Consider the following 25181-nt stretch of genomic DNA (forward strand, 5'->3'; position numbering starts at 1 on the left):
ATTCAAAAACTCTACGCGTTACGGTGGGACGGGGTCAAGGTGACATCAGGGCAGTTGTTGGCCGTTGGCTGGACATCTGGATTGTCCCACAACAGGCGTAAAATCGGAGGACAGGTCTCCGGTCCCATGGCCGATCAAGCATTCCGACGAAGTCTTTTTGTTACCACCATTCTGTTGTCCGTGATGACGGTCCTTTCATTAGCTCAGGATTCTGCGTCCAGCACGGCACCAGTCTCAGAATTTACGGTGATCGTTACCGATCAAGCCGGAGCGCGCATCACCCAAGCGGAACTGACATTCAAGGGCGGAATCACGCTTACCGCGCACACTTCAGCGATCGGGTATGCCCACCTTAGTCTGCCATACGGTCGTTACGACGTGACGATTGGCTGTCGCGGTTTTAAAGCACTCAGGATTGTCGGTCTCCTGGTAGAAAGCGCGAAACCGGAAGCGCTGAACGTAATTCTCCAAGTTGGTCCAGCTTGGCATGATTTTCCGGGAGAGTCTGTGATCGTGCCCACGATTGTCTCCGACCTTCCAAACGTCGTCATCGAACGCCCAAGAATCACTATTCGTCTCTTGGACGTGCGCAATGGAAAGCCTCTGCCGAACCAGACTATTACTGTTACATTTCCGCACGATGAGCACGCCTCTAGACTTCCAAGTCTGGAGGTGAAGACGGGAGTGGACGGAACCGCAGTGTTTTACTTACCTCAAGCAAGTCCTATGCTCGTCAATGTGACTTCTGAAGCCGAAACTGATTTGTACACCTGTTCGACGCGACTATCGACTGATGTCGAGCAGGTACTCACGGACGGTCTTGTATCGCGCTGTTCCAAGGGCGTTCAGGCGTGTCGCTGCAAGTTCGGCAAAGCGGTGTCGGCCATTCGAAGTGTACCGGGTGAGTTGGTGCTTTTCGCTCGACCCGTAACACGGGGCGAGCGATCGCGGTGGCACGTTTGTGAGTAGAGAACATGAGCGCCGCGGGTTCCTAACCACAGAGGACACGGAGGTCACAGAGGAAAGCCAAGTTCAAACCCCGGGGTTCCCCTGTGACCTCCGTGACCTCTGTGGTGAAGGGTTTGACTCTCCGCCATTTAGAATGTAGCCATGATCCATCCTTGGCACGACGTTACGCCCGGCGGCGAACTGCCGCAGGAATTCAATACCGTCATCGAGATTCCTTTTGGGTCGAGTGTGAAGTACGAGCTCGACAAGACCAGCGGGCTGATCAAACTCGACCGCATCTTGTATTCGGCGGTGTACTATCCCGCGAACTACGGCTTCATTCCGCAGACCCTCGCCGAGGACGACGATCCGCTCGACGTGCTTGTGCTCTGCCAGGAGACGGTTGTGCCACTGACGATTATCTATGCTCGAGCGATTGGACTGATGACCATGATTGATTCTGGCAAACAGGATCACAAGATTATTGCGGTCGCGACCGAAGATCCGGAGTTCAACAACTATCACGAGGCCGCGGAAATCCCGCCCCACCGATTGATCATGCTGCGCCGCTTCTTTCAGGACTACAAGCAACTGGAAGGCAAAGAAGTGGAAGTCAATGAAATCCGCCCGGCAGGTGAAGCGTATCCGATTATTGAAGGGGCATTACGCCGCTACAGTCAGCAACGGCGTGCTGGCTTTAAGGGCGACGCGAAGTGAAAAAGCCCTAGTTGCCTTTTTCGCGTTCGAACGCCTTCTGCATATATTTGCGAGCTTCGTCGAGCGCGCCCGAAGTGTTGTCGTTGGTCTGGATGGCCTGCCGGTATTCATTGACTGCGCGTTCGCGCTGGCCAGTCGTATCGAAAATCTTGCCGAGTTGCAGATGGCTCCATACTTCTGTCCAACGAGGTTCTCCGTCACCGTTCAGAGATTCGCGATACGCGTTGGCGGCTGCCTGATAATTCCGCTGCAGATAAAAAACTTCGGCGATGCGGTAGTGCGACAGGGAACTGTTCTTGCTGACTTCCAGTGCTTTGTTAAACTCTCCCAGCGCGCCGGCAAGGTCGCCCTGCTGGATCAATCCCTGTCCGCGAAGGATGGAGGAGCGCAGCTTGATCTCCTTGGAGTTGGTCAGGACGCGGTTGTCGGGATCCACCGAAATGCGCCGCGGACGTCCGAATGTCTCGATCGTGAAGGGTGAATTTGTCCCCACCACTTCGATGCGCTTCTGTTCGGTCTTTCCATCGGTATCGATTTTGAGTTCCACGGGCATGCGGAAAAGATCGAGGTCCTGATCGATCTGCCCGACCACGCGGAATCCCTTGTTGTTGCCGAGGCGATAGACCGTGTACTTCGTCTTGAACTCGGGAGCGCCGGTGGAATCGAGCCACTGGGAGAAGAACCAGGTCAACTGCTGTCCGTAGTTTTCTTCGGCGAGTGCTTGAAAGTCAGCGGTGGAAGCGGATTTTCCGCCGAATTTCGTGGCGAAGTCGCGCATCGTCTTCAGATATTTAGGTTCGCCCACGAGCCAGCGCAGCATGTGCAGGATCATCGCGCCTTTGTCGGTTACGACCGACTGAAATTCGGGCGAGAAATAGTCGAGCTTTGCGGTGGTCGAGAGCGGAACGGTGTCATAGGCGAGCGCGCCCACCGACATGTCCTTGACCATCTCTTCGAGTCCAGCTTCTCCGGCTGCACTTTCCACGTAGCGAGCTTCGGAGTAGCGAGCGAAGCCGTCATTGATCCACCAGTCGTCCTTGGCTGCCGGGCTGACCGACGTTCCCCACCACTGGTGCGCGATCGTATTCGCGAGTAACCGGTAGTTGATCTTTTCTGTAATGGCGCGTCCGGACAGCATCGCAAGGTCAGGAGCCCATGCCGACGGCACAGTGTCGTCCGGGAGTTCGACGATGCGCAGCGTGGTCGATGGAGCGTTCCCGTATTGCGTGACGTAGTACGTGAATTCCTTGACCGCCGTCGCGGCATACTCTGCCGCTAATTTCTGATGGAACGGCTTGAAGAATATGTGCATATCAATGCCGGCATCGTCGCTTTTATATTCCTGAAAATCGCCTGCAATGATGGTGCCGGGAAAGCTCGGCTTGTCCCATGTGAAGGTGTAGGTCTTGGAGTTGGCGGGTGCATTCTTCTTCGCCGAAGGGCCGGCCAGCGTCTCTTTGCCGCTGCCGATCGCAACCATGTGCGCGGGAACGGTCAAACTGATGGTCGAAGTGAAGCGGTTGATCCCGTATGCATTCACGGGAAACCAGAATCCGGAGTACAGCAAATACGTCGACTCAGGACCGACGTAGGCAAGCTTCAGGCCCTGCACAGGGCTGTCATCGGGCGACTCGAGCGTGCCTTCATAGTCGAACGTGATCGACGTGCTGGCGTTCTTGGCCAGACCACCGTTCAGCGCAAAGCGGACGGAGGAATCTTGCGTATTGCGTTCCGGGTTGAGCGGCTTGTTCGCGGCGTCCATCAGCTTGGTGATGCGCAGAGAATTATTCAGCTGAAAAGTGGCGACACTCAGGTCCTCCAGCGCCGTGATCTTGACCACCGCGTGCGCCGTGAGCTTGTGATTTTGGGGAAGCAGTTCGGCGTCGATCTGATAATCGTCGACCCGCATGCGAGGTTTTTCTGCAGCGAAGGCCGGGCGGGCCGCAATAAACGAAAGAAATACAACAAGATACAAATAGAGGGCCCGACTCACAGGTCGAGATTGCCAGAGCGTCAAGTTATGTTCTCCTCGGGGATACCGCACTGAGTATGATGATAATCTTCCCGCAAAAGATGTGCAGCGACAAGGGTTAGGTAGAGCCGGAGTCTTGCCGGCGCTTACAGGATCAGCCCCAATGCTCTGGAGCCCGCGCCGAATTGGATTCCGGGCTGGCAGGCCTCAACATTCCTAGGATCACGTCCGCCGCCCTCTCCGATGCGTGTCCGCCGTCCTGATCGGGCTTCTTTAGCTTTGCCTTCACGGCGGCAAGACCCTGCAGCATGCGAGTGCGGGGCTCGCCATCCGGTATCAACTTCCGTAATTCTGCGACCACGCTCCCGGCTGTAAAGTCGTCCTGCACGAGTTCCGGGACCAGTCGCTCGCCTGCGATCAGATTCACCATGGCAAAGTGAGCGACCTTCACGCGCGGTTTCCCCAACATATACGTGAGCGGGGACACCCGATACACCATCACAAAGGGAGTGCCCATGAGCGCAGCCTCGACCGTGGCTGTGCCACTGGCCACGATCCCGGCGCGGGAATGATAGAGCGCAGGCAGCGCCTCGGGCACGAGATGAATGTCACGATTGCCGATCAGTTCTTTGAGGAACGATGGATCGAGCGTGCGTGCCACCGGCAAAAGAAATTCGTAGTCCTGACCAAGTTTGGCGGCGGCCTCGAGAATCGTGGGCAGGTTCATGCCTACCTCCTTGCGGCGGCTGCCAGGCATGAGCGTGATCCACGGCTTGACGTGATCCAGCGCCTGCTGCGTCGCATAGTGCATGCGAGAAATTTCGGGAGTGGGCGAGTCCGCCAGCGGATGTCCGACGAACGTCGCGTTCACGCCATGCACGCGATAGAAATTCTCTTCAAACGGAAAGATCACCAGCGCCTGGTTGATGTACTTGCGAAGCAGCTTGACGCGCCCCTGGCGCCACGCCCAGAACTGCGGGCAGACGTAATACACAACCGGAATGCCGCGCTTGCGCATCTGGCGGGCGACGCGCCAGTTGAAGGCGGGAGCGTCAATGACGATCGCCAACGCGGGTCGCTTCTGGTCAGCAGCACGGATCAGTTTCCTGTACAGGCCGAGGATTTTTGGGAGATGGCTGAGGATCTCGGTGATGCCGACGACGGCCAGATCCTTCGCGTCGACAACGATCTCGCAGCCCGCCGTGCGCATGCGCTCTCCACCGGCGCCGAAGAATGTCAGCGAATGATCGCGGCGGCGCAACGCTTCGATCAGCTGCGCGCCGTACATTTCACCGGAAGCTTCACCGGCGGAGATCAGGATCTGCACGGGAGCAATTGTAAAGGAGGGCGGAAACGGAAAGGGACTTAGCCGGCAAAGTGGTGACCCCGGAGAGATTCGAACTCCCAACCAATTGGTTCGAAGCCAATTGCTCTATCCATTGAGCTACGGGGCCATCTCATAAAACTTTACCATTACAGCGCGGTTTGGGACACGGACTTAGTCGTCCCCGCGCACGCCCATCTCAGGCAGGTTCGCGGGCGAGGGCGCCCGCGCCACACTGACTTCCTGGTCTTTGTACTGCAACTGGTAAAGCTTGTAGTAAATTCCGCGCTGGGCCAGCAGTTGCTGGTGCGATCCCATTTCGCGGACCTGCCCTTTGTGCATGACGATGATCTTGTCGGCGCGCTGGATGGTCGATAGACGGTGCGCGATGATCAATGACGTGCGGCCTTCCACCATGCGACTGAGCGCGTCACGGACGCGGAATTCGGTTTCTGTGTCGACGCTGGAAGTTGCTTCGTCGAGGATCAGAATTTTAGGATCGTGCGCCAGCGCTCTCGCGAAGGAGATGAGTTGTTTCTGACCAGTGGAAAGCGTTGATCCGCGCTCGCGCACTTCTTCCTGAAATCCGCCGGGCAGTGTGCGGATGAAATCGGCGAGGTTGACTTCTTCGGCGGCGCGCTCGACGTCCGCATCATCGATTCCGGCCGTGCCGAGGCGAATATTTCCGGCCACCGTTCCCGAGAACAAGAATGGATCCTGCAAGACCACGCCGAAGCGGGAGCGCAGGTCTTTCAAGTCCATCTCTTTGATGTCGACGCCATCGATGCGGATGGCGCCTTTCTGTACGTCATAGAAACGCATCAGCAGAGAAATGAGCGTTGTCTTGCCCGCGCCAGTGTGGCCGACCACGGCAACGGTCTCTCCGGGATCAAGTACGAAACTGACATCGCGCAGCACCCAGTCGGGCCCGGCCGACTTGCCATGATCTGCTGCCGGGCTTTGCCCGGCCTGGACAGGTCGAAGACCTGTCCCCACATCAACACTTCTGTAGGCGAACCAGACGTGATCGAATTCGACACGGCCGGGGCCTTGCGGTTTTTTCGGGACTGCGGGAGACATTACTTCCACTGGCGCGTCCAGCAGTTTGAAAACGCGCTCGCCGGCGGCCATGGCCGATTGCAGGATGTTGTACTTCTCGCTCAGATCCTGAATCGGACGGAAGAAGCGCTGCGCGTACTGTATAAACGCCACCAGGACACCGAGTGTCACCAGTTTGGGCACTCCCAGTCCGCCAAACCAGAGGATCGACGCAATCGCCAACGCCGAAAGAATTTCGACGACAGGATAGTAGACCGCGTATGCCAGGATGGCGTCCTTGAACGCTTCCATGTGGCTGGCATTGATGTCGGAGAACTGTTTGAACGCGCGCTTCTCGCGATTGAAAAGCTGCAGGACCAGCATGCCTGATACGGCTTCCTGCAAATAGGAATTGATGCGGGCAATAGCCGTTCGAATGCGTCGGTAGGAGTCGCGAACCTTGTCCCGGAAAATCTTGGTGGCGTAGACGATGAGCGGGAGCGCGGCAAATGTGATCAAAGCCAGCCGCCAATTCATGTTCAACATGATGCCGACAATGCCGGCCAGCACAAAGACGTCTTCGAAGATCGAGACGACGCCTGCCGTAAACATTTCGTTCAGGGCGTCCACATCGGTGGTGACGCGCGTGACCAGCCGTCCGACCGGATTCTTGTCGAAGAAGCCGATATGAATATGCTGCAGGTGACGGAAGATCTGTTTGCGCAGATCGAACATGACTTTCTGTCCGGTCCACTGCATGGTGTAGGTCTGCACATATTCCAGAATGAATGTGGAGATCAGGATTCCCACATAAATACTGCCGATTTGAGCGATACCGGTGAGAGGCGTACTGCTCAAGCGGTCGCCGATCCACGAGTGCGAGTCGGGTGACTTCGCGAGATATTTATCGACGGCAATCTTGGTGAGGAAAGGACCGAGCACGTCCAATCCTGACTTCAGCACGATCGACAGCAGAGCGATCCCCACATGCCACTTGTACGGCCGCAAGTAGGTAAGCAGCCGCCGCATCAGCCGGCCGTCATACGCTTTGCCGAGTACTTCTTCTTCCTGGTTGGAGGCCATCGGGCAGTGAAGGAACTAAGTAAAAGATTACCTTAAATAGATGGCGGGAAGGGCGATTCGGATGGAAAAGCTTGCTGGCTAGAAAGGTTGTCCGCTGGGCAGGCAGCGCGGGTTGGGAGGGGTCACGGTCGGCGCCGCAGCTTTCTCGTTGATGTTGGCTTTGAGCCACTGTCGCAGAGGAGCCAGGGATTTGGTTCCATGGTCTTCCATCGCTTGCGACATGATTTGATTTGTGATCCGGTACGATTTCCATGCCAGGATGTTTTGCGTCTTTCCTGCGCGCGGTATCACCAGCTTAACGACGTAACCGCCGTCAGTTGGGACCAGTTCGCCTTCCACTGCCTCTTCCGGCAAATTCACCAGCACCGGGTCGTCAAGAATTTCTCGCAGCGAGTTCAGTTGCGACGGGGTGAGGGAGCCGTCTAGAACTGCAGCGCTCATCCCATTGCTCAGATTTTTCGATTGTTGCACCAGATGGTAGCCGCCCGATGGGGACACGAGCAGACATGTAACTTCAGTTCGGTCGCCCTCGAAGCGATTGTTGTACATCAGTAAAGTGGAGTTCTCCCGCGTCACGGCGGGAGCGGGCGACGGAATCGCGGGTACGCTGATCGAAGGGCGCGGATGAGGTTCTTCCGGCTGGATTGGCTTGCGCTGCGAAAATTCTATTTTGCGTGGCGGCAAGCAGTTGTTGCGCCCCGCATCTTCGGAAAGTTCGCGCGCTTTCCTGTTCTTGACTGTATCGAGCCAGGTCAGAAGCGGGTCCAATAGATCGTGGAAAGGCGCGCGGGAGGCCGAATCTGGAAAAACGATTTGTTGCCAGGAACCGAGGCGAGAAATGTCCAACAACACACGTTCGTCGGCGGACTTCATCATCAGGTCTGGAATCTGTTTCTCGTCGAATTTGACAAGAGCATCGACTGAAACGATACGCTCGATTTCGCGTAGCTCTCCTCCAGAGAGTTTTCCTTCGAAAACACGGACTCTTTGTGTAGCGCGACGTTGGACGTGCATCTGTGCGGCCTTGCGTTCGAGATGATAGTCTCCATTCGCGGCCAGCAGGACACAGACGGATCGCAGATAGCCCGTACGCTCAAGGCGGAGGAGATAAGTAGCAGGTTCAGCCTGGGATGCAGGTGTGCTTGTCTGCGAGTGGACTGACTGAGCGATCAACAATCCAAGCACCAGCAGGATTGTTTGAGTGCGCCCCATCAACCGATATTAGACCACGGAAATTCTCGTTCATCGTTACCGAATAGCGCCGTGCACGGGCGGGCTAACTCACTCTTCGGAGCACCAGCGCCGAATTCTTGGAACCAAATCCCACGCAATTACAAACAGCGTGATTGATGTCGGCTTTGCGTCCCACGTCGGGAACGTAGTCCAAGTCGCAGGCGGGGTCGGGCTGTTCGAGATTGATGGTGGGAGGGATCCGATTGTGCTTCATGGCAATCAGCGTGGCTGCAACTCCAGCCGCGCCGGAAGCGCCTTGCGGATGGCCAATCTGCGACTTCAATGCTGATGTTGGAATCTTCTTTGCGCGATCACCGAGGGCCAGCTTCACGGCGCGAGTCTCCACGCGATCGTTGAGTTCGGTCGAAGTTCCGTGCAGATTTACGTAATCGACTTGTTCCGGTGCGGCTCCCGCGTCTTCAAGCGCGAGGGTGATAGCGCGGGCTGGTTCTTCGCCGTCTTCCCCGAGTCGCACGCGATGCAACGCTTCGCAGGTGGATCCATATCCTGCCAGTTCGGCGTAAATATGTGCTCCCCGTGCGCGCGCACGTTCATATTCCTCGAGGACAAACATCCAGGAACCCTCGGCGAGCACGAAGCCGCTGCGGTCGGCCGAAAAAGGACGCGATGCGCGTTCGGGCGCGTCATTCCACAGCGGAGTCAGCGCGCGCAGAAGCGTGTAGGCCTTCACAGTGGCAGGGCTGAGCGGAGTATCGACACCTCCCGCCAGCATCAGGGGAAGATTGCCCATCCGGATTTGGTCGAGCGAGTAGCCGAGTGCGTCAGTGGATGAAGTGCAGTTAGTCGTGACTACGTGGCTGGGTCCGCGAAATCCGAAGCGCATCGAAATTTCGCTGGAAAGCGTCCCCATGGTGCCGGACGGAATGCAGAACACGCTTGCCTGCTTGACGTGTCCCGTGTGCCATAAACGATATTGTTCTTCAGTGAATTCCTGCGCTCCGCCGCCCGTGCCGAGGATCACGCCAATCTCGCGCTTCTCGTCTTGCGACATATTCTTTGGATCGAGTCCAGCATCTGCGATTGCTTCCGCGGATGCCGCGACCGCGAGCGGCACGGATCGTGAAACGTGTTTGCGCTCGCGCGCATCCACATAGGCGAGTTCGTCGAAGCCTTGAATTTCGCCGGCCGCATGCACGGGCAAGAACGACGGATCGAAACGCGTGATTTTCTTTACGCCGGACGTTCCGGCAAGAATGGCGCGGCAGAAGGCTGGCTTGCCGATGCCGTTGGGAGAAACAACTCCCATTCCAGTGATGACTACGCGTTTCATGGTCGTTATAAGGTACCTCAACGGGTCCGAGGAGTTGTCAACGAGAGCAGACAAAGTTCCGCGGTCCCATAGAATACAGAAGACGATGACTTTGGGCCTCTATCTGTCGGTGCCGTTCTGCCGCACCAAGTGCAGCTACTGCAACTTCGCGTCCGATGTCTTCTCTAAAGGCGCGTACGAAAGCTACGTGGCGCGCCTGCTCGAAGACATCACGGCCGCACGACGCCTCGCTTCTGAGCTTGGATGCACGCTGCCGGAAACGGTTGACTCGATTTATCTGGGCGGGGGCACGCCCTCGATTCTCTCTGGGGACCAATTACAGCGAATCTTCACGGCGTTGCGAGAGCAATTCACTGTGGATCCTGCAGCTGAAATTACGGTGGAATGTGCTCCGGGAACGCTGAGTCCGTCGTTGATCGAAACCCTACTCGCGTGCGGAGTGAATCGCGTCAGCCTGGGAGTGCAATCCTTCGTGGACAAGGAAGCGCAATCGGTCGGCCGTCTTCACACACGCGCTATTGTTTTGGAGGAAATCGCTCGTCTCCGAGCAGCCGGACTCCACAACATCAACGTCGACCTGATTGCCGGGCTGCCTCATCAGACTGCCGAGAGTTGGACTCTCTCTCTCAACGAAGCAATCGCCACCGGAGTTCCGCACACGAGCGTCTACATGCTCGAGGTGGATGAAGATTCTCGACTGGGACGGGAACTGATTGCCGGCGGCACGCGCTATCACGCCCACTTCGTGCCGGATGACGAAGCGACTTCCGATTTCTATCTGCAGGCTTGCCAGACGCTGAACGCGGCCGGGATCGCGCAATACGAGATTTCAAATTTCGCGCGTACCGGATTTGAATCGCGCCACAACCTGAAATATTGGACACGCCAGCCCTACCTAGGATTCGGCGTCGACGCGCACTCGATGTTGGCGACTGATCGTGCCACGGGCACGCGGGCAGTTCGCTTCTCCGTACCCGACTCGCTCGACGCTTACATGAATCGCGGGCCGCGCCCGGTTACTCCAGTCTCGGAGCGGGCAGCGCTCGAAGAATGCTTCTTCCTCGGCCTGCGCCTGAATCAGGGAATCGATCTTGGGAAACTGCGTGCTCAATTTGGCGAAAATAGACTTGCAGATGGCGAGAAGGCGATTGAAGAATGCGTCCGCGAAGGATTGCTGGAACCTCAAGGAACGAGAATCTGCCTGACGAGCCGAGGGCGCCTGCTCTCAAACGAAGTGTTCGAAAGATTTCTGACGGAGGAATCGACCGTCGGACCTGCGTCCGCGGTGGTTTAGCCAGCTCCTGCCATGGCGAGCGTCTTCGGCATTCCAACTCCAAATATGGGGTTCTCGCACGGCAATGATTGAATGCCAATTTCTCCCGGTCTCGACCAGACCACGCGAAATTGCGCCCGCCGGGCTTCGTGCTGCACGTCGAGAACTTCACCCGGATTCAGTTTGGAATGGACATCGAGAAGGACGGCGCCGGATTCGCTCACACCGGTAGCCCTGACTAGTTCGGCAAAAGGGCGCGCGTTCCGATCGACGCCCCAGATCTGTACCGATAACTCCATGTCCAGCCTGTATTCCTTGCGGCGGTCCATGCCAGCCTTCCCGATGCGTAGCGATCATAGCGAGGAAGGTGGGGCGTGGAAACGTCACGCCGGTCACCGGGTAACCGGTTACCGATGAGACTTGAAAGACAGGAAAAAGCGCTCTGGGAGCCTGATTTGCCGGGATGGCGAAACCTGGTGCGCGAAGAAAATGCGGCCGTTGAGACGCAGCTTGCCGCGTCTCCTGTGTGCGGAAGTCCTGCCCTAGTTGTTGAACGAGCACGAGCCCGGCCCGCGAGGATCGCCGCAAGAACCACAGGGCCCTGCCGACATGGCAGGAGCGCCGCTTCCCTTGGCGGGGGCGGCAAAAACTGACAGCTGGGTCGCGAGCTTCTTGCTCTGGCATTTTGGACAAGCAGGTTTGTCCTTGCCCATCACCAACGCTTCAAACTCATGCTTACATTCCTGGCAGATATATTCGAAGATCGGCATGCGCAACTCCTCGCTGAAGTACCTTACTACTCAAAACCTAATCTCTATTTAAAATCAGTAGGTGGGGTCTCCGCAATCAACCGGAAAGACAGAGCCGTTCGTGCCGCGACGCTGGTTGCGCGGCGGACACGTTCAAACGGTCGCCAGTTTTCTTCTGCCTCGCCATTTCAATTTGCCCGCGCCGGAAGAACGGTTCATTGAAGTAGCTCCCGGCATTCAGGTTCTGTGTCACTGTCACTGGCAGGCCGATCGCACCAAGCCTCTGACCATCATCATCGTTCACGGCCTGGAAGGATCAAGCGATTCGCAATATGCACTCGGAGTCGCCGAAAAAGCTCTGGCTGCCGGCATGAACGTCGTGCGCTACAACCAGCGCAATTGCGGAGGCACGGATGCGATGGCTCCGGTTCTTTACCATTCGGGCTTGTCGGACGACGTCGCGGCCGTAGCACGTGAATCGATTGAGCGCGATCGTATTTCTCAATTCGCGCTGGTTGGTTTTTCCATGGGCGGGAACCTGGTTCTGAAACTCGCCGGCGAGTGGGGCGGGCGGGGAGATGCCCCAACTCAATTCCGTGCCGTGGCCGCGTGTTGTCCTTCGATGGATCTGGCTGCGTCGGCAGATGCGTTGCACGAACCTGCAAACCGGCTCTACGAAAAATACTTTCTCTTCAACCTGAAACGCCGGATGATCCGCAAAGCGAAACTATTTCCCGGTCACTTCGATGTCGGGCGTATGCACGGCATGCGCAGTCTCAGGGACTTCGATCATCAGATCACGTCGTACTACTGCGGCTTCAACGGTGCAGACGATTACTATGCAAGAGCTTCTGCATCGAATGTGGTTGGAAAAATCACGGCGCCGGCGTTAATCCTGCACGCTGCGAATGATCCTTTCATTCGCATCTTGCCGGAGACGCGGCAGAAGATCGCACATAACCCGCACATCAAGTTCATCGAGACCGAAGATGGCGGCCACTGTGCCTTCATTGGAACCCGGAACGGTGCTGGTGATGGTTTCTGGGCCGAGACACAAATCGTGAATTTCCTGCGTGGAATCTGATGGACGCCGATTTCTCCATCGAACTGGGGCGCGAAGATCCAGTGCTGGATTTTCCTTGGAAGGATCCGGAGGGAAGACTTGTCTATACCGACGTGAAGCGCCATCCGGAATTGCTGACGCGCATCGAGGAGGCGAATCATTTTCCGGAGCTCGGCGATTTCCTGCGTGTCGTCAATTTGCCAACCAGCATGTTTGAAAGCGCGAAGTGCGATGCCTGGTCGACGGAGGAGTTAAGTCCAGAGGAAGACGTCTTCGGAGCCTTGTGCAAGTTCGCCAGTTATGTCGACCTGGTATTTGTGCGCGTCGATCAACGCGATTCCCTGGAGCTTCACGAACTCTTTGCGAGACGCTTCGTCGAATTGCTCCGGCGGACTCCGGAGATTGCTTCGTCGGCGGAACTCTGCGTCCGACGGGCCTTCTACGAGGACGGAGGAAAGGTGTCGGAAGGCTGTTTCTGCACTGTTTATGTCAATGGTTTCGGTGATGACGAGGCGAGAGCGCGTCTCAATTGGGAGATTGGACTGAAACTAGTCGGCAATGCTGCACTGCAACTGTCGGCGGCGGGGTTGACGTAAATCGTAAGAAGTCATCCGTCGTCTTCGGATTTTCATCCCCACACTAGGAGTTGTCATTCTGAGCAAAGCGAAGAACCTGTTTTTCCATGCGCCCGAGACAGCAGGTCCTTCGCTTCGCTCAGGATGACAAGCCTTTTTTCGGGCGATGCAGCACCGCTTTCCAGTCAATCCGTGTCCGCAGCATCGACAACGCCAGCATCATGAGAAAAATCACCAGCATCCCGATGGAAGCCGTCCGAATATCGTTTGATCTTTTCGGCAAGATCGAAACTCGCCCGTAGACGAACTCGATGTGAACCCAGTAAACAAGCAGGGAAGTTTGACCCAGTTGGATCAACGGACTGAACCCTCGCGCTCCCAGCCCCCAGCGGCACCACGCGTAACTCAGAAACGCAATTATGAGCAGAAGACCTACGCGCATCAGGAGGAAATTGGGACTGGTATGCCAGTAGTCGTACACCGAGTAGATCTGCACGGGGGAATGGTCGAACCACCATGCGACGGCAATCATGCCGATGCCCGCGCTCCCGCAGATCGCGAGAAGCCTGGCTGCATGGTCGCGGCCCCAGTCGCTGAACAGAACGAATCCGGTTGCGAGGCCGGCGAAGGCAAAGGCCGTCCAAGGAAAAACGGGGAATAGCCAAGGTTGGGGTGCGCCCAGATTGTGCACGCCGTTCACATAGGATTCGATCGGCCACGGAAGCCATGCGGGGCGCCAGTTCGTCCAGAGCGGAGGCGCCAGCAAAGCAATGAAAGCTGCGGCTGCCACGGCCGTCCCTATCAAACGAGATCGGCGCTGCTCCGGATCGGCAAAATGAACCGCGACTCCGCAGGCGAGCGCCATCAACATCATGGAAATTCCGATCATGTTGAGGACGTCAACGCGCAGCAAATCCGTCCATGGCGCCCAGCCCCAGGAAATCAGATATTCCTGCAAGCGGAAGAGAATTCCGAAAGCAAACACTTCGGCACCACGGCGCAACATGATGCGAGTGATCTCTCCCGCAGCGACATTCTTGCGAACCAGTTTGTCAGCGACGAGTGCGAATGAAATACCCGCAAGGAAGAGAAAGAGCGGAGCCGGAAGCGTCCCACCAAGCTGCGAGTACATCAGAAAATCGCCCTCGCGAGCGTCTCCGCCAAGCCAGGAATCGTAACAATGCGTCTGAAACATCAGTAAACAAGCGAGGCCGCGCATCCAATCGATCCATGCGAGGCGGGAGCCAGGGGGCTTTGGCACGCGATTAGTCTAGTGGCAAACGGGCAATCCGGTCAGTTGGGCATCGAAATAGTCGCCGGTGCGCAGGGTGCGTTCGGAAAATGCGTGCTAGCATTTTCGCAGGCACTCCCGCCATGACGCACTGTCTCACCTTCGGTTCGGCCCTGGCTTCCTTTCTGGCGATCGTTTTTTCTGCCGCCCCCGTCTGCGCGAAGGATGAACCAAAGTGGCAGGAAGTTCACACGGCGCATTTCAATGTATTGACCGATGCCGGCGAGAAACGTGGCCGTGAAGTGGCGCTGCGCATGGAACAGATGCGCTCTCTCTTTGGACAATTGTTGATGCGGGACAAATTGAAAATGCCGCTGCCCATTACTGTGGTGGCTTTGAAGAGCGACAAGTATTTTGGGCTGGTCGCTCCCACGAAACAAAATATGGCGAAGGGCTTTTACGTGCCTGGGAGCGATCAGGTTTACATCGTATTGAATCTTTTCGAGCCCGATCCATGGCGGGCGATTGCGCATCCCCTGGCGCACTACCTGATGAATTACAACTACCCGCCGGCGCAAGGATGGTTCGACGAGGGGTTCGCGGAATATTTTGGTTCACTCAGAATCGACAACAAGGGCGTGGACATAGGCGGCGATCCCGAAATGACGTCCGAATGGTATGAAGACGCTTTCGAGAATCTGACGCGCAATCCCAATACACCACAGTCCCTCACCCAACTCGTCAGTTCGCCCGTGTGGCTGAGCATGGTCGATCTCTTCGCCATGAAGCATGATGGATCGGGCGCGCGAGAGGGAACTCACCACACCCTCTACTACGCGCAGGCGTGGATGACGGTCCACTACCTGATCAACAAGAACAAGCTGCCGGAAACCGGCGTGTATTTTGATCTCGTTTTGAATCAGAAAGTGCCCGTAGACAAGGCGATCGTACAGGCTTTTGATCTGACTCCTGCGACGCTAGAGGAAGCTGTCAAGGCGCATTTTCGTTCTCTGAGCAATTTGGGTGTCGCGCTGGATCGCTCGAAGCAGCCGAACGTTGAAACGTCCAATGCCGATGTGTCGCAGCCCCTTCATATGCCGGCCCCGTTTGGCGAAGATGAGATTGGAATGACCGTCGGTGAAGTCACTGACGTCGAGGCGCGCGCGGTGATCGGAGACGTAATGGCTCGGATTCCAGAGCGCCGTGATCAGGCATTGCAGGAATTGCAGCAACTCACGGACGATCCGAAAGACAATGAAACCGCTCGCCGGGCGATCGCGTGGGATCACATTTCACAAAAGAAATTCGATCAGGCCGTGGACGAACTCGACCGGGCGACAGCACTCAATCCGCGCGACCCATGGACCTGGTACTACCGCGCCGTTCTAAAGTATCGCCAGGCGGAAGAAACACATCGTGAAATGCAGGGTCTCGCCAACATGATGCAGGACCTGCGCGCGGTTCTGGACTGGTATCCGGAGTTCGCCGAAGCCTACAACATGCTGGGTATGGCGAGAGTGGAAGGTGGGGGTATTAATTCCGCGCTGGAGGCGCAACGATTGGCGGTTTCGCTTTCGCCTCGTAATCTTGAATATCAATTCAATCTGGGTCAGATCTACGTGGCGGCAAAAAAATGGGATCCCGCCCGAGACCTTTTCACGAGGCTAAAGACCTCGGGAGATCCGCGCGTGGCGACAGCCGCGAAACGTCAACTTGATGATTTAGCGTCTCTGCAGAAATATGGAATTCGTCCGCAACGTGCCGGCGAGACTCGGACGCCGGATGGAGCCGCCAGCACCCCTGCCGCCGTGAGTAGTTCCGGCAGTGATGACGACGATGACGCACCTCCGAAACCAGCTCCTCCCAAGCCCGGTACGACGGGACCGGTACAGCACATGAAAGGCAAATTGGTCGCGAGCGACTGCTCAAAACCTCCCGACGCGGTGATTACATTTCTGGTCGGAATGAAGACGTACAAGATGCATACCTCCGACTACAAGACCATGCTGGTAATTGGCGAAGATCAGTTCTCGTGTGATTGGCGAAACCGCATTGCATCCGTGAACTACCGCGCAGTGGGCACGAACGGTGGGGAACTGGTCTCGGTGGAAGTGCAATAGAGTTTGATCCGGATGTCCGGCGCCTTCACTTCTCGCCGGTCTTTAATATCGCGATGGTTCCCTTCGGTCCGGCGGCCCAGCCCGAATTGTGCGAAAAGATGGCAGCGTTGAAGGGTTGGTGGTCGAATGTCTTCCAATGTCTGCCGCCATCGGTTGAGATGTCGCTGCCATTCGGGCCGACCGCCACGAGAGTTCGATGAGGGCCATAGGCAACCGCAGATCGGTAGCCTCCAGCCTCAGACTCAGATAAGTGCCAAGTTACGCCAAAATCGTTTGAATAGATTGCACCTTGTTTCGCAGAAGCCGGTTCTTTGTAGTCTCCGCCCACCGCCACAATGGACTTTCCGCTGCACGTAATACTGAAGATCCCACTGGAAGGATTGTTGCTGGCTAATGGAGTTTCCGTGGCCTTCCAGGAGTGGCTTCGATCGGAGGAGTGAATGACGCGCACGACTCGTCCTCCCCCGGTGCCGAAGACGATGTCGCCATGACCGCAGAGTGCGATCGTAGTGCCGCTGCCAGCGAATCCACCTTCGCCGGCCAGGGCAGCAGGCATTTGATCACGCGGCAACTCGTTCCAGTGTTCGCCATCGTTCGTGCTCACAACCAGAAACTTTCCATCCACCGGATCGCTGAGAGCGACGCAATGAAGTTCCGAATCGCAGGCAAGTGCATCGAGGAAAAACCCCGGACGTTCGTCAGAATATTGCATCTTCCAATTTGCGCCACTATCCGTTGTTTTGTAGATGCGGGACTTGCCTTTTTCACCGCTCGACATCACGTATGCCGTGTTAGCGCCGAAGCCTTCGACGTCGCGAAAGTCGAGATCAGTGCCCCCGGGTATGTTCAGTTGTTTCCAGTTTGCGCCTCCGTCGTTCGAACGCAACAGAACGCCGTTGGATCCCGCTGCCCAAAGGATTACCGCACGCTTTCCATCGACGGAGGCGTACTGGGCGCTCATCCCGCGCAGGTTGGTATCCACGCCGGTGGTCTGCACTACCCAGCGTTGAGCGACGGCATAGGCCGACAGGAAAATTACGATCGTTAGGGAGCGCACGGCAGGATTATATGTAGAGACGCGGCTTGCCGCGTCTCCTATTTCCGAAAAACTCACGCGCCCTGTTTCAGTTCCTGCATCACGTAGTCGCAAGAGCGCACGCATAGTGCCATGATCGTCAGTGTGGGATTCTGACAAGGATTCGATGTAAAGCCGGAAGCGTCCATCACAAAAAGATTCTTGATGTCATGGGTCTGCTGAAACTGGTTGAGCACGGATTTCTTCGGATCAGAACCCATGCGCGCCATGCCGGCTTCATGCAGTGCCCATCGGGGTGCGGACGGGTTGGCGTAGGTCTTGATATTGGTCGCGCCCGCGGCCTCGAGCATCTCGCCCGCAGAATCGCCCATATCCTGGATCATCGCCCGCTCATTTTCGCCATCGGACATGTGGATCTTGAGCACGGGGATTCCGTAGACGTCCTTCACCGCCGGATCAATTTCAACGAAGTTGTCCCAGCGCGGTAGCACTTCGCCGAAACCGGTGATTTCCAGCGCTGCGCGCGGCTCCAGAAGCGACTTCTTGTAGGCGTCCCCGAATCCGGCCGCGCCCCAATTGAAGTCCAGGCTTGATTCGCCCTCGTATCCAAAGCCGCGCAGAAATTTCTTTTGAGGAGGCTGACCTTTGAGATTCCGGAAACGCGCAACATAAATTCCGGTTGGCCTGATCGGCCCACCACGCGACGGCTTTTCTCCCAGAGCAGGGAAGTTGCCACTGCCGCCACCGCTACGGACATGCGCGGTCAGATAATGTCCGAGCACGCCGCTGGAATTGCCCAGGCCCCCTGGATGTTGCGACGTTTCGGAATTGAAAAGAATGCGAACCGATTCCTGCGCCTGCGCACAGAGAATCACCACCCGCGCGGTGACTTCGTGGGGTTGCCGAGTCTGGCGATCGACGTAGAGCACGCCGCGCGCGCGATTATTCTCCGGGTCCATGAGGACTTTGTGGACCATGGCGTTTGTAATCAGAGTGCAATTGCCCGACGCAACTGCGTCGGCTACGGTCGTGAACGCGGAGTTGAAGTAGGAGTGAGTCACGCAGCCGCGTTCGCACGGACCACAGTAGTGACACGCACCGCGTCCATTGAGCGGACGAGTCAGATTGGCAGCGCGTGCCAGCGTTACCGTGCGGCCCATTTTTTCTTTCACGCGATCCCGAAAGGAAGATTCGTGACACGTGAGAGGCATGGGAGGCTGAAACTGGCCGTCCGGCAGGTGCTCTAGTCCCTCGGCCATGCCGGTTACGCCGACATATTTTTCAACCAGATCGTAATACGGGGAAAGATCCTTGTATCCCAGCGGCCAATCTTCGCCGTAGCCGTCCTGCGAGGCGGCCTTGAAATCCGATTCGCTAAAACGCAGGCTGACGCGGCCCCAGACATTCGTACGACCACCCGTCATGCGCACACGGCCCATCCAGTCAAATGGTTTGTCCTTGGGCGTGGTGTAGGGCTCTTCGATATCGTTCACGAACCAGTCGTGGGTGTATTCGTTGCAGACGTCGAATTTCGATTGAACCGGGCGCGTCTTGCGGAGAGTCTCCGGCGCGAGATTGCGATATTTCAACGCAAAGGCCGGCTTGTGTTCCGAAAAATTGGCGTCACTCTGCGGACGCCCGGCCTCCAGCAGCGCAACTTTCAATCCGGCTTCCGCGAGACGTTTGCACGCCCAGCCGCCGGATGCTCCCGACCCAACCACCAGTACATCAAACGACGTTTTGCTCTTCGCAGGCATAGAGTTTCCGAAGGCGAATGCTAACAAGTTGGAGGAACGGGGTCAAAGAAAGAATGACCGCAGCGCTGATTGCGCCAAGAAATGTTCTGGGCCAAGAGGCAGGCTCTCAACCTCAAAATCACCGACGAAATACCCCAAAGGACGCCAGGCAGTACGCTCCACAGTTGTTACCAGCGAACGCGAGTGATAGTATGCGACCAATTTGCTGGCACGAATATCCACAAGGGTAATAGGAATGATAACGGAAATCCAGAAATTGACGCGACGCGAGATGGTGGAGAAGCTCTTCGCAGGCATTGCCGCCGGAGCTGTCTGGCCGGTCGTTGCATCGTCGCACCCGCTGCACGCGCTTCTGAAGGATGGCGGTACGCTCGACCGCGCCGATGCGGTCGATCACGCGGCGGATTGGAAGCCCCTGTTCTTGAATGCTCAACAGAACCAGACGCTGGTCGACCTTGCGGAAACCATCGTGCCCGGGTCCACCAAGGCGCAAGTGAACCGGTTCATCGATCTTCTCCTGAGCGTCGACACAAAGGAAAGCGGGGAGAAGTTTCTCGCGTCACTCGCCACGATACAAACCGCGAGCCAGGAGAAGTTCACGCGTGGGTTCGGTCAGTTGACGGCAAGCGAAAAAGAGCAACTGCTCACCAGCGTCTCAGCTGACCCGGTGCAGCAGAAGCATTTTGAGGATCTGAAAGAATGGATATCGCTGGCGTATTACTCGTCTGAAGAAGGAATGCGGGAATTGGGTTGGACCAGCCAACACGCTTTCCGGACCTTCCCTGAATGCACTTCATAAACGACCGTGAGGACCGGAACCAATACGGCTCCGGTCCCCACAACCTGTTACAACCTGCTGAAACTACTTCTGGTCGTTTAGTTCCGCAGTCTTCGCCTGTTGTCCGGCGTTTGAAACCGCATGCATGAAGGCTTCCGCACTTTGGGGCGTTGGGACTTTGCCCGAAAGAATGTTGCGGAACCGCATGTTCTTGCCATAGATCGCGCGCGTTGAGTCGTTGTCCTGTTCGATCACGGCACCTTCCAGGGTCAGGCCGGCGAACACGCCCTTCGAGCGCGAGTAGGTCAGCATCTCCGTGTTCATCTTCCAGTCGGTGCCGGCGGAAGCATGACGTCCAACTGGGCCTGCTGCGACCGATCCTTCACCGCTGAGCGCGAACTTGCTGGAAAGCAAATGCTGAAGGCCGCGGTCATTCATGACCAGCATGACCAGGTCTACGCCTTCAACGCCAATCTGCAGTCCCCAACTCCCGCCCCCGATGGAGACGAATGCGGGTGCGCTCCAGGCGTCAGACGTACGGCACGATGCGACGCCGCGCCCGTGTTTGCCACCAAAAATGAAGCCGCCTTTGATCAGGTCGGGTACCACCATGATGCACTTTGCATTGCTCAGAACTTCTTCGGGAATACCTTTGTCCGGCGCGGCCATCACTGCGTGCAGGACGTCGACCGACGATTGCAGCCGAGCCACCGTGTCCTCGCGGGCCGAACCCGCCCAGGCGTAGGTTCCCATCAGGGTCAGGACACACATCGTCAGCATAGAGATTACTTTTTTCATTGTTGTTTCCTTTAGGCGTACTGCTAAGAGGGGCGGACTTCAGGTGTGCTGACTTAGTTCAGAGGACCCGAAAGAGAGAGAAGAAGTGCTCGTCTCCATTGCATGATCGCCGATTCAAATTCAAATTACTGAGCAATCCGACTCAGAATCACAGCGTGGGTTCTGGCATGGTGAGTGTGCCAGACCGAGCCGGAACTGTCGACCTGGCATAGAACATTGCCGGCAAGCAGGCAAGATAACAAAGGAGGGCGGATGGATTCTGACCTACGTCGCTTTGCCGACCGTGTGCAAAGACTAGCCGCCTCCGTCGGACGCAGATTCTCTGGTGTTATAGCGGGACTGAGCCGACCAGGCAAAGACTATGCGTCGCAAAGAATGTGTCCGTTTTGCGGGCTGATCACTCCGCGCTCCAGACGGTTGTGCATGGAATGTGGCAAGCCTCTGAAAGCAATTCAAGTTGACCGGAAAGACCTACCACAGGAATAGTTGAGGGGACCCTAACGATGCTTTGGACAATTTTCGTAGTGTTGGGAATATTGTGGTTACTCGGTTTTAGTCTGCACGTGGGTGGAAGCCTGATTCACCTGTTGCTGGTGATCGCTTTGGTGGTCCTGATCGTAAACCTGTTGAGTGGCCGCCGAAGCGCCAGTTGAGACGTCGGGATTCAGGCATGGATTGTTCTAAGCGGACTTTGAATTGAAATCTGTGTCCCACCCTGGGACTTCGGCCACTTTTTGACGAATCTTGCTTGCCAGTTCTTCCAGAGCAAAAGGTTTCTGCACAAGCGTGGTTTCGCTGTCGCGGATGCCCGCCAGGGCTAGCTTGTCGTCGCTGTATCCTGACATGTAGACGACTTTGAGAGCGGGATGGGTCGCCATCATCGCCTCGGCAAGTTGTCGCCCGTTCATACCCGGCATGATGACATCCGTCACCAGCAGGTCGATTGGCTTCCCGTATGTTCCTGCAACTTCCAGAGCGTGGGCGGGAGTATCGGCCTCCAGCACGTGAAAGCCGGAATTCTCCAAATAGATTCGAATCAATTCTCGTAGCAGATTCTCGTCTTCCACCAGCAAAATCGTGCCGCTTCCGTCGACGGCGGGAATAACTGTTTCGCGTTGCCTTGCTTCAGGGACTGCGTCCACCATTGGGAAATAAATGTGGAAGGCTGTCCCTTGGCCGAGCTGGCTGGTGGCGGAAATGCTGCCATTGCACTGCATGACGATGCCATACACTTGCGCCAGACCCAATCCAGTGCCCTTTCCGCGAGGTTTGGTTGTAAAGAAGGGCTGGAAGATATGGTTGAGAGTCTCTGCGTCCATCCCGCAGCCGGTATCGCTGACGGTGAGGTGAACGTAGTCTCGTTGTGGGTCGCCCGATTCGGAACGTAGCTGGATTTCCTCTCCGTTCGCTTTGTCGATCTGCATCACAAAGCGGCCGCCCTCGGGCATTGCCTCTCGAGCGTTGATCGCGAGATTGATGAGCATGCGTTCAATTTGATTCAGATCGGCCATGATCGCCGCGCCTGGCAGGTGAGCCTCGGTGACGATCTTGATATCTTCGCCCATCACACGGCCAAGAATTTCATGGACCTCGGATAACGTTCTGGTTAAGTCGATCGCCCGCAGCTGCAGCGTTTGCTTGCGGCCAAAAGCAAGCAGTTGTTGTGTGAGTGCCGCGCCCCGCTTGCTCGTTTCAAGAATGTTCGTCAGGCCTTTGTGGGCGAGTGCCGGCGACGCATCCGGATCAAGCAGCAACTGCGCGTATCCCATGACGATGTTCAGGATGTTATTGAAGTCGTGAGCAATCCCACCGGCCAGGAGTCCGGTGGCTTCCAGTTTTTGCGATGCCAGTAACTGCCGCTCCAGAAGTTTGCGATCGGTAATGTCTTCCTGTGTTCCCTCGTAGTACAGGATGTTGCCGCTGGCATCGCGCACGGCCCGCGAATTCTCTGAAACCCAGCCGTGACTGCCGTCTTTCCGGTAGATCTCAAACGCAAAATCCCGAACGATACCATCTCGTTCCAGCAGTTGCATCAATTGGCGTCGCCGCCTCGGATCGACATATTCCTGGTGCTCGATGTCCTGGACGATGGACATGAGTTCTTCCGGAGAGGTATAGCCATACATGGTCGCGAGCGCATAGTTGGCGCTTATGTAGTGTCCGTCCGGCGTCGTCTGGAAAATTCCCACCACTGCGTTGTCGAATATCTCGTGGTATTTTTCCTCCGCTTCGCGTAACGCTCGCTCCACCCGCTTGGGTTCGGTAATGTCAATTGCCACCCCGAGGATTGCGGGCCGGCCATCAAAATCCGTTCGAGCGCCATGAACCTCCACATCCAGCAGACTGCCGTTCTTGTGGCGGCATCGATACGTGGCGCGGATGCTCGGCTCAACGCCGTCGATGCGCCTGCGAATGTTCTCCTCCATCATCGGGCGGTCTTGTTCCGTGACGATGTCTACGGCCCGCTGGCCCACCATCTCCTCCTGCGTAAAGCCGAAAATCTCCGCCGCCCTGGGATTGACGTAGCTCACGCGGCCTTCTTTTCCCTCCAATAGATAGATGCCGGCCAGGGATTGTTCCACCAACATGCGAAAACGCGCTTCGGCCTTTCTCAATTCTGCGGTCTGTTGCTCCAACCTGATTTCAAGTTGCTCGTTGAGACTCAGTCTCTCTTCTTCCAACCGCTTTCTGTGGCTGATGTCGCGCGCGATTCCCAACACCAGCGTTCGTCCATCTACCTCGACGGGGAAGGCAGTAATTTCAACTTCGATCGGCGTCCCATCTTTTCGATTCAGTACGATTTCTTCTCCCGTTTCAATGTTTACACCGAGAGTGTTTTTCGCCATCAATGTCGCCACCTTGCAGAGGTGCGGACCGGAGAGAAGTCCACAGGTGGTGAAGTTCTTGCCGATCAATTCTTCTCGCGAATACCCGATCAGTTGCTCTGCGGCACGGTTGCCGTCGACGAAGGTTCCTTTCAGGTCGTTCAGGTAGTAGGCATCAGGAGCGTTCTCAAAGATCAGATCAAACAGCTGCTCGGCTTCACTTCGTTTCTTGTCGGCGACCACACGCAATCGATTGAGTGCCTTTCTCTCGTTTCTCGCCAACAGGTAGAGCACCACCATCATCAGGGCAACCAGAATTCCGCGTGCTGCCTCCAATCGGTACGGTGTCGGGCTGAAAATCCCCAGGCAGATATGCATGGCCGGCAGCAGAAACAAGAGAAGCCCGCTCGGCGTTAAGGTGACGGTTTCCACTGGAGCAGAGCGGGACCGTGGTACGTCGGCCTCGGAGGCGGATGCTGCAGTGCGGATGCGCGTGGACAGAAGCATTGGGATCAAGGGAAGCAAGAACGTGACATCCATCCAGGTACCGGATCCCATTTCCAGCACGTGCGCTTCGCCAAGCACATTCAGGGTGTCTGAGAGACACCACAAACCCGATGCCAGGGCGATCAATCCGTAGATGGCTTTCCAGGGCCGCGAGGGGCATCTCAGCCACAGTGCGAGGTAACGAAACGCAACTACCAGATCCAGGACCAGGTACGCTACCCAAGCCGGGACAAACTGCCCCGGTTGAACCGCGCCCATTTCGGCAGGAATCAAATCGAAGTAAGCGAAGAGTACGGAGCCCAGAAGCCAATATCCCGCCTGCCTTACGGGCAACCGCGATTCACTCCCCGCAAGGTCAACTCCAGCATCCTGGCGCTGCTCGGAGGCGATCAGCGCGCACAACGGACAGGCAAGGCCGAGGATCGTGACCAGTAGATTGCCTGAGAATCGGCCGGTTGCGTGCCGAAAAACCGCGAAGGCAATTTCTGCACCCAGGTACACGACATTGCTTGCCAAAAGCCAAGTCCAGAAGCGTTGCTCCTGGCGCAGTTTCGCGTGGCGAACATTGCCTGCCAGTGCAACGTTAACCAGAATGATGAGCGGTATGAGGGAAAGATAGTCCCTGTAGAATTGCCGGCTTGATGCAGAAAAAAGAGTGATGGAATCAACACTCAGGGTCGCGACAAGCAAAATTCCCAGAGCCAGGACGTAGGGATCCCACCCACGCTTCCAGGTCAGCTCTGCGTTGCGTTCGCTCATCTGCGGCCGCCTCCCTCGAGTCTCCAGGTGCTCCGGAAACTCCGCATGATCTCAACGGCGAACAGAAATGCGAAAAACCAGGCTATGCTGCGGTGGCAAGACTG

Annotated in this window: 20 protein-coding genes and 1 tRNA gene; 8 read left to right on the forward strand and 13 right to left on the reverse strand. The window is 56.7% G+C overall.

Going from position 1 to position 25181, the window contains the following annotated elements:
* Positions 1-126 precede the first annotated feature (126 nt).
* Both HY010_05085 and HY010_05090 read left to right on the forward strand, forming a co-directional pair.
* Positions 127-969, forward strand: a complete 843-nt coding sequence (locus HY010_05085; protein MBI3475085.1) for a carboxypeptidase regulatory-like domain-containing protein — start codon at positions 127-129, stop codon at positions 967-969.
* Positions 970-1110: 141 nt separating this feature from the next.
* Positions 1111-1665 carry an inorganic diphosphatase gene (locus HY010_05090; GenBank protein MBI3475086.1) on the forward strand — a complete coding sequence of 185 codons (555 nt, stop codon included), beginning with the start codon at positions 1111-1113 and terminating at the stop codon, positions 1663-1665.
* A 7-nt stretch (positions 1666-1672) separates the two neighbouring features.
* Here HY010_05090 and HY010_05095 read toward each other — a convergent pair whose 3' ends face one another.
* The 6 genes from HY010_05095 to HY010_05120 form a co-directional block, all read right to left on the reverse strand.
* Complete coding sequence (locus tag HY010_05095; protein MBI3475087.1) at positions 1673-3574, reverse strand: peptidase M1; 1902 nt, start codon at positions 3572-3574, stop codon at positions 1673-1675.
* Positions 3575-3791: 217 nt separating this feature from the next.
* Complete coding sequence (gene lpxB, locus HY010_05100; GenBank protein MBI3475088.1) at positions 3792-4925, reverse strand: lipid-A-disaccharide synthase; 1134 nt, start codon at positions 4923-4925, stop codon at positions 3792-3794.
* Between the two features lie 90 nt (positions 4926-5015).
* Positions 5016-5091 (reverse strand) — tRNA-Arg (locus HY010_05105).
* Between the two features lie 44 nt (positions 5092-5135).
* Entirely contained in the window at positions 5136-7082 is a 1947-nt protein-coding gene (locus tag HY010_05110; GenBank protein MBI3475089.1) for an ABC transporter ATP-binding protein, read from the reverse strand.
* Positions 7083-7160: 78 nt separating this feature from the next.
* Positions 7161-8294, reverse strand: coding sequence for a hypothetical protein (locus HY010_05115; GenBank protein ID MBI3475090.1), 1134 nt, complete (start codon positions 8292-8294; stop codon positions 7161-7163).
* Positions 8295-8358: 64 nt separating this feature from the next.
* A complete protein-coding gene (locus HY010_05120; GenBank protein MBI3475091.1) occupies positions 8359-9606 on the reverse strand; it encodes a beta-ketoacyl-[acyl-carrier-protein] synthase family protein in 1248 nt (415 codons plus the stop codon).
* A gap of 85 nt (positions 9607-9691) precedes the next feature.
* On the opposite strand from HY010_05120, the gene hemW reads away from it, so the two are divergent.
* Positions 9692-10900: a radical SAM family heme chaperone HemW gene (gene hemW, locus HY010_05125; protein ID MBI3475092.1), complete on the forward strand. Its 1209-nt coding sequence runs from the start codon at positions 9692-9694 to the stop codon at positions 10898-10900.
* On the opposite strand, the gene HY010_05130 is transcribed toward hemW, so the two are convergent.
* Positions 10897-11208, reverse strand: coding sequence for a hypothetical protein (locus HY010_05130; GenBank protein MBI3475093.1), 312 nt, complete (start codon positions 11206-11208; stop codon positions 10897-10899). The two genes, hemW and HY010_05130, sit on opposite strands and share 4 nt — an antisense overlap.
* Before the next feature lie 213 nt (positions 11209-11421).
* On the reverse strand, positions 11422-11649 hold the full coding sequence (locus tag HY010_05135) for a zinc ribbon domain-containing protein (GenBank protein MBI3475094.1): 228 nt from the start codon (positions 11647-11649) through the stop codon (positions 11422-11424).
* A 61-nt stretch (positions 11650-11710) separates the two neighbouring features.
* On the opposite strand from HY010_05135, the gene HY010_05140 reads away from it, so the two are divergent.
* Both HY010_05140 and HY010_05145 read left to right on the forward strand, forming a co-directional pair.
* A complete protein-coding gene (locus HY010_05140; GenBank protein MBI3475095.1) occupies positions 11711-12712 on the forward strand; it encodes an alpha/beta fold hydrolase in 1002 nt (333 codons plus the stop codon).
* Positions 12712-13287 carry a hypothetical protein gene (locus tag HY010_05145; protein MBI3475096.1) on the forward strand — a complete coding sequence of 192 codons (576 nt, stop codon included), beginning with the start codon at positions 12712-12714 and terminating at the stop codon, positions 13285-13287. The genes HY010_05140 and HY010_05145 overlap by 1 nt, the downstream gene beginning before the upstream one ends.
* Before the next feature lie 118 nt (positions 13288-13405).
* Here HY010_05145 and HY010_05150 read toward each other — a convergent pair whose 3' ends face one another.
* The gene (locus HY010_05150; GenBank protein ID MBI3475097.1) at positions 13406-14527 is read right to left on the reverse strand and encodes a DUF1624 domain-containing protein; all 1122 of its coding nucleotides are present in this window, start codon (positions 14525-14527) and stop codon (positions 13406-13408) included.
* 80 nt (positions 14528-14607) lie between these two features.
* Between HY010_05150 and HY010_05155 the strand changes: the two genes are divergently transcribed.
* Positions 14608-16617, forward strand: a complete 2010-nt coding sequence (locus tag HY010_05155; GenBank protein MBI3475098.1) for a tetratricopeptide repeat protein — start codon at positions 14608-14610, stop codon at positions 16615-16617.
* Positions 16618-16642: 25 nt separating this feature from the next.
* On the opposite strand, the gene HY010_05160 is transcribed toward HY010_05155, so the two are convergent.
* Positions 16643-17674, reverse strand: coding sequence for an oxidoreductase (locus HY010_05160; protein MBI3475099.1), 1032 nt, complete (start codon positions 17672-17674; stop codon positions 16643-16645).
* A 53-nt stretch (positions 17675-17727) separates the two neighbouring features.
* On the reverse strand, positions 17728-19410 hold the full coding sequence (locus HY010_05165; protein ID MBI3475100.1) for a GMC family oxidoreductase: 1683 nt from the start codon (positions 19408-19410) through the stop codon (positions 17728-17730).
* Positions 19411-19645: 235 nt separating this feature from the next.
* On the opposite strand from HY010_05165, the gene HY010_05170 reads away from it, so the two are divergent.
* Complete coding sequence (locus HY010_05170; protein ID MBI3475101.1) at positions 19646-20209, forward strand: gluconate 2-dehydrogenase subunit 3 family protein; 564 nt, start codon at positions 19646-19648, stop codon at positions 20207-20209.
* Positions 20210-20272: 63 nt separating this feature from the next.
* Here HY010_05170 and HY010_05175 read toward each other — a convergent pair whose 3' ends face one another.
* Positions 20273-20986 carry a lipid-binding SYLF domain-containing protein gene (locus HY010_05175; protein ID MBI3475102.1) on the reverse strand — a complete coding sequence of 238 codons (714 nt, stop codon included), beginning with the start codon at positions 20984-20986 and terminating at the stop codon, positions 20273-20275.
* 503 nt (positions 20987-21489) lie between these two features.
* Between HY010_05175 and HY010_05180 the strand changes: the two genes are divergently transcribed.
* The gene (locus HY010_05180; protein ID MBI3475103.1) at positions 21490-21639 is read left to right on the forward strand and encodes a lmo0937 family membrane protein; all 150 of its coding nucleotides are present in this window, start codon (positions 21490-21492) and stop codon (positions 21637-21639) included.
* A 27-nt stretch (positions 21640-21666) separates the two neighbouring features.
* Here HY010_05180 and HY010_05185 read toward each other — a convergent pair whose 3' ends face one another.
* Entirely contained in the window at positions 21667-25077 is a 3411-nt protein-coding gene (locus HY010_05185; GenBank protein ID MBI3475104.1) for a PAS domain S-box protein, read from the reverse strand.
* Between the last annotated feature and the right edge of the window lie 104 nt (positions 25078-25181).

It is taken from the genome of Acidobacteriota bacterium, from assembly GCA_016196065.1.
Classification (GTDB): domain Bacteria; phylum Acidobacteriota; class Terriglobia; order Terriglobales; family Acidobacteriaceae; genus Acidiflorens.

Bases quoted from the DNA above. Each gene is read 5' to 3' on its own strand.
- lpxB (MBI3475088.1), bottom strand. From the start codon at position 4,925: ATGTACGGCGCGCAGCTGATCGAAGCGTTGCGCCGCCGCGATCATTCG.
- HY010_05130 (MBI3475093.1), bottom strand. From the start codon at position 11,208: ATGGACCGCCGCAAGGAATACAGGCTGGACATGGAGTTATCGGTACAG.
- HY010_05085 (MBI3475085.1), top strand. From the start codon at position 127: ATGGCCGATCAAGCATTCCGACGAAGTCTTTTTGTTACCACCATTCTG.
- HY010_05155 (MBI3475098.1), top strand. From the start codon at position 14,608: ATGCGTGCTAGCATTTTCGCAGGCACTCCCGCCATGACGCACTGTCTC.
- HY010_05120 (MBI3475091.1), bottom strand. From the start codon at position 9,606: ATGAAACGCGTAGTCATCACTGGAATGGGAGTTGTTTCTCCCAACGGC.
- HY010_05170 (MBI3475101.1), top strand. From the start codon at position 19,646: ATGATAACGGAAATCCAGAAATTGACGCGACGCGAGATGGTGGAGAAG.
- HY010_05110 (MBI3475089.1), bottom strand. From the start codon at position 7,082: ATGGCCTCCAACCAGGAAGAAGAAGTACTCGGCAAAGCGTATGACGGC.
- HY010_05165 (MBI3475100.1), bottom strand. From the start codon at position 19,410: ATGCCTGCGAAGAGCAAAACGTCGTTTGATGTACTGGTGGTTGGGTCG.
- HY010_05175 (MBI3475102.1), bottom strand. From the start codon at position 20,986: ATGAAAAAAGTAATCTCTATGCTGACGATGTGTGTCCTGACCCTGATG.
- HY010_05135 (MBI3475094.1), bottom strand. From the start codon at position 11,649: ATGCCGATCTTCGAATATATCTGCCAGGAATGTAAGCATGAGTTTGAA.
- hemW (MBI3475092.1), top strand. From the start codon at position 9,692: ATGACTTTGGGCCTCTATCTGTCGGTGCCGTTCTGCCGCACCAAGTGC.
- HY010_05090 (MBI3475086.1), top strand. From the start codon at position 1,111: ATGATCCATCCTTGGCACGACGTTACGCCCGGCGGCGAACTGCCGCAG.
- HY010_05185 (MBI3475104.1), bottom strand. From the start codon at position 25,077: ATGAGCGAACGCAACGCAGAGCTGACCTGGAAGCGTGGGTGGGATCCC.
- HY010_05145 (MBI3475096.1), top strand. From the start codon at position 12,712: ATGGACGCCGATTTCTCCATCGAACTGGGGCGCGAAGATCCAGTGCTG.
- HY010_05180 (MBI3475103.1), top strand. From the start codon at position 21,490: ATGCTTTGGACAATTTTCGTAGTGTTGGGAATATTGTGGTTACTCGGT.
- HY010_05095 (MBI3475087.1), bottom strand. From the start codon at position 3,574: ATGCGGGTCGACGATTATCAGATCGACGCCGAACTGCTTCCCCAAAAT.
- HY010_05115 (MBI3475090.1), bottom strand. From the start codon at position 8,294: ATGGGGCGCACTCAAACAATCCTGCTGGTGCTTGGATTGTTGATCGCT.